Here is a 1,145-nt window from a genome sequence, read left to right as displayed (position 1 = left end):
CGGGAGGCGCCCCAGATCGCTACGCGCTGCCCGGTTTTCGGCGTCCGGCTGCCGTCTGGGGCTGATACCTGCACCGGAGGACGAACCGGATGGCATCCGGACCCAGCGGGCGCGTCAGATCGCTACGCGCTTACCTTCTTCGGCGGCCGCGAGCCGTCTTGGGCTGATGGGTGCGCCAAATGACGAGCAGAGTGGCCTCTGGACCAGGCCTTGGGCCTTTCGGGTGGTCTACGGCCTGTCAGGTCGGCTTTCTGCTTGGCGTGTTCACGCTGCTCGCTTTGCTGTGTCTCGATGATCTCGCATCGAGGGGAGTCGATGACATGAAGCGCGTCGCACAAAGGCTCGCGGTCTTCGGTTCGGCAGCAATGGCCGTGTTCGCGACGGCCGTTCTGCCGACACCGCACGCGCTGGCCCAGGATCGGCTCCTTTTCCCCGCGGAAATCGGCATCCGGTTCAATCCTGACGGCGACCCCGGTCAATGCGGCGGCAGAACGGGGGACCAGTGGGTCGAGGAGAACCGGTGGACGGATGTGATCCGATTCGACACGGACGGACGCCGAGGCGGCTGCCAGCTGGCCTTCGGTGTCTTCGACCGGGAAGGCTTCATGCAGAACGCCGGACTGACCTACGAGTGGAGGGCCACGCCGTTCGCGGACCCCAACCAGTGTGGGAACCAGGGCGAACACCGCGTGCCCATCCGGTCGGACGTCCGGACCTTTGGCCCCGGCATCCGCATCGACACCGACGACCGCATGGGTGGCTGCGCGCTCACCTTCGCCGTGCAGCAGACGGGGATCACCCTCGTCCAGCTCGACTTCCAGTACTACGCGGACGGGAACGCCGGCCAGTGCCCGAACGCATTGCCTCCGGGTTCGACCCGCACGGTATCGGCCGACCGGGGCCCGGAGACCATCGGCATCGACACCGACAGCCGCCCCGGAGGCTGCACCCTTCGCCTCCGGCTGAGGATCGACGGCGGGGGCTGACGGGCCGGTCTGTTCGGCGTCCCTTGCGGGCAAGAGGACGATCAACCCGAGACGGGCGCCGGACGCCGAGAAATGAGAAGCGCGTAGCGATCTGACGCGCCTCCCGGCCCCGGAGGACACTTCCGTCGTCCTTTGCCGCAGGCAGCGACCACAGGCGGG

1 protein-coding gene is annotated in these 1,145 nt (G+C 67.8%); it reads left to right on the top strand.

Going from position 1 to position 1,145, the window contains the following annotated elements; genetic code table 11:
* The first annotated feature begins 260 nt into the window (after positions 1-260).
* A complete protein-coding gene (locus tag VR44_RS03070; RefSeq protein ID WP_052713448.1) occupies positions 261-986 on the top strand; it encodes a hypothetical protein in 726 nt (241 codons plus the stop codon).
* Positions 987-1,145 lie beyond the last annotated feature (159 nt).

The sequence above is a fragment of the Streptomyces katrae genome (genome assembly GCF_000966975.1).
GTDB classification, from domain to species: Bacteria; Actinomycetota; Actinomycetes; order Streptomycetales; family Streptomycetaceae; genus Streptomyces; species Streptomyces katrae.
The sequence above is the reverse complement of the archived record's forward strand: the minus strand, read 5'-3'. Positions and strand labels throughout refer to the sequence as shown.